At 33.8% G+C, this 3767-nt stretch carries 1 protein-coding gene; it reads right to left on the reverse strand.

Annotation, left to right across the window (positions count from 1 at the left end):
- Positions 1-42: 42 nt before the first annotated feature.
- Positions 43-3639: a hypothetical protein gene (locus tag ACVC2P_RS17700; RefSeq protein ID WP_452599777.1), complete on the reverse strand. Its 3597-nt coding sequence runs from the start codon at positions 3637-3639 to the stop codon at positions 43-45.
- Between the last annotated feature and the right edge of the window lie 128 nt (positions 3640-3767).

The raw sequence follows: 3767 nt of genomic DNA on the forward strand, positions 1-3767 counted from the left end.
AATACTGCTGCTAAGATGATTAGTAACTTTTTCATGTCGCTATTAGTTTTGAGTGGTGTAATTGTATTCGTTTTTACTTAATATATTGCCATCTTGGTCTTTGACGTATTTTAGGCGATGCTGCTCATCATATTCATAATAAATGGTTTGACAGTTTGGACTTACAATATGTGTTATTAGGTTGGTAGTAGCATCGTAATAGTAGGATGTTACAAAAGCGCCACGATATAAAGAACTTAAATTTTCACAATCTGTTCCGTTTGTATTGGGATTACTATTTAAGCCTACAAAATTTTCAATTTTTTTAGTGACTTGATTTAAGTTATTATAGCTATATTTTGTAATTGAGCCATTAGTTTTCCTTACTTCTGTTGGGTTTCCATTGCCATCATAGTCTACAAACTCTATACGGTCCTCCAAGTCTTGATTACCTTTTGCTGTTTGAATTTTTAATGGTAATATCTTGCCTGAATCATTAGAATACAGGGTTCGGTTTTTGGAAAGTAGTGTTACATTATTATTTATATTTACGTAAGATTCTGTTTGTAATGGTGTGCTTACTCGGTGTGCAGTTTCTAAGTTATTATAATGTCCTAATTGAGTATTATCGCCATTGGCTATAGCAACGCTTTCGTCTGCATAGCGATTAATGGTTTCGTACTTTTTTACTGAGTCACTTGTTGTAACTATTGTTTTTGTAGGTTGCCCAGAGTAGGAGTTATATTCATGCTCGGTAGTCATTACGATGTTTCTGTAATTAGATTCGTCTCCATTTATTAATGCATTATAATTTTCAATTAATGCTAAATAATCGTCATCTTGAAAGTTAACAGTACCATCGTTATCATGGTCTTGTGTTTTCCAGCCCTGAAAAGTATATGGATTTGTAGCAACTGGTATGTTTACTATGGCTACAGGAACTTGATCGATGTAGTTTTTCTCTATTGTGTTTTTTAATAATACTTCTTTGGAACGAATTTCATACCGTCCCATACCTACACTTGTATAAGGCATGCTAAACCCTGGACCTATGTCTTCAAAAAAGGAGCCAACGTACGCAAACAAATTACTTTTAGTTGTATTTGTATAGCTTAATCGTTTTTCGTTAGCTTTATACAAAGTATCTGCTTTTTTAGTTAATATTGTTTCCTTTTTTAGTTTACCGTGAGAGAGTTTTAGCCAAGAAGCTCCTGCATGAATACTTTTTAAGTTTTCAAATTGCGATGTTTCTATTCTAGGGCTTTTATAGATGTTAATAACATTTCCATCGTCTTTGTTAAATCGTTTCTCAACACCGCCTTGTTCAAAGTTATCTCCACCATAACTTATAGTTACCGTACTATAATTGTTTACTAACGCATCTTTTGTAATATTAGTAGGATTGGATTCTAATATTGCACCTGGATGGGGATCAATTGATTTGTTAAATACATCTTCCGCTTGCCCTGTTGATATTAAAAACAATGTTGGTTTCACATAATTTGGTTCTATATAATACTCTAAATATTTAAAGGGGTCGTTAAGCATCGTTTCTTTTGGTAGGTAATAATAACGTTTAACATGTGTGGTTTCTGAGTTAGACGGTTTGTCGTGTACCCGTTTTACTCTAAGGTTGCCTCCATTTACTACTTCTAAGCCATTGTAATATTCAAATCGTAAACTTGCTCGCATGGGTTTACTCGTATTACCCTCTAAGGTTAGTTCTATTTTATATTGCTTGTCTTTTAAGAACTCATGAGAGTGTTCTCTTCGTGCTATAAACGAGGTTGCGTTCATACTAGAGTTAACAGGTAATACTATAGATTCATTATGTTCTTCTGTATTACCATCAGTTACATTTATAACTTTAAATCTAGCGCGTACATTATGGTCATAAATATTCTCTAACGCCTGAAAACTTACATATATTAAGACCTCTTGGTTTTCTAGAATTCCTGAAGAGGATACTGATGTGGTATTACCACTTTCATCTGCAATTGGACCAGGACCTTGATTTGTAGAGGTTCCTATAATAACTTCTTCGCTAAGGTCATTAGGGTAGGTTAGTCCACTTCCTCCTTCATCGGGGTAATCATTTCTATAGGTATTAAGGTTAACTGCAGCTTTTGTTTTCTTTTTTTTAGCATGGTATTCGTACTCAAAAACGGTGCTTCCTTTTGTAGGATATATAATTTGTTCTAAACTACCATATAAACTTTTATCGAATACAAAACTACGGTTGGCATTATCTGAATACGTGTTTATTGGGTGTATTAAGTTTGAGGCTCCTGGCACAGTAACTGTAGGAAATAATCCTGTATTATCATCTGCTCCGTTATAAAATCCATAGTGGTCTTGGGCATAAGAAAAACGATTGGGTAGCCCTGTGGGATTATTGTAAACAAATGTATAGGTTTTGTAATCGTGCGCATTAAAACCATCGTTATTTAAATCTTTGTTTATGGTTACTCGCTCTAGAAAGAAACGTTGTCCTATACCATTACCATTAGTGTCATAATCAAAAATATAATTAAATTCCACTTCATGCAAAGTTGTATTGTTATTTTTAACAACGATTGATTCTAGGACGCGTTCAAAGTTTCTCCCACCGTTAATGGTATTGTTAGAATTAAAAATAACTTCAATCCCGTTATTTGGAGAGTGAATACGTTGTAAAAATTTTGCGTTTTTTATTCTGTTAATTGTTAATGCCGGTGCATATTGAGGCAACCTTCCTTCTGCATCCTTTTTTTCAATTAAGTTACTTGGCATTGGGTGGCCTCCTGAACCTGGATGAATCATATAAATTTGTGCGGAATGTATAGCACTTGTATAGGTTTCGTAATTTATGGGAACGTTGTTATTGTTTATATATTCAAAATATACTATACCATTAATAGGATGTTCAATTCTATTTATATAATAGCCTGTATCTGCATCTGGTTGCACATTAGTATGCCAACCGTATTCCATTAATGAGGTTTCTACTTCACTCCCCCCAAAATAATATTTTACACCATCTGGTGTCGTTATTTTAAATTCCTTGGTGTTTTTTAAATTTGTTTTGTTATCCGAACTACCTTCTATTTCTATTTTAAGTGCTGTATCACGATTAATAAGTACTGGATTAAAGTTTTCGTCTAAATAAAAACTACCGCCGTAGCCTGAAAACGAAAAACTAAATATATCGGGTTGTGTATCCCATGGTTCGTGAGTAAAGTATTGATGTAATACTCCTGCATTATTTGCTGGGTTAGTACTCTCGCTTGAGTGTCCATCTTCTAAACCTAATGTGTCTATATCTGCTTCAAATATGCGTTGTTGTGCTAACTCGTCTGGTGCATCATTAACTGTTCTAGAAATTACTCCACCTGCATTTAAAGTCCAGTTAATACCTGTCCATGTATTGGGTGTATTTACTTTAACGCCACTGCCTACATAGGATAGAGAGATAGGTACTGTTATTTGCCCTGATTGATATGTGTATACAGGAACTGATGCTGTTGCCTTTCCTGTAGATTCGTTAATTTCTACATTACCATATTGTGTTATGGCTGCTGCTTCTGGTGATGGTGGTGTGAAATCTGGAATTTCGGTACCTTGTTGCGCATAGAATAGCGTGCTTATTAAAAGCATGCTCATAGATAGGAGTCTTTTCATAATTATAGAGATGATGGTTTTATGGTTATAATAGCGTAATCGTTAGATTATTATGTTAATAACGAGCATAATTAATACTTATTTTCTTACGATTCTTTTTTTTTGAAATTTTTTAACTTTTTTTTAAA

The organism is Pontimicrobium sp. MEBiC01747 (assembly GCF_053601635.1).

Excerpts from the sequence above, each read along its gene's own strand:
- ACVC2P_RS17700 (WP_452599777.1), bottom strand. The coding sequence starts at position 3,639 with ATGAAAAGACTCCTATCTATGAGCATGCTTTTAATAAGCACGCTATTC.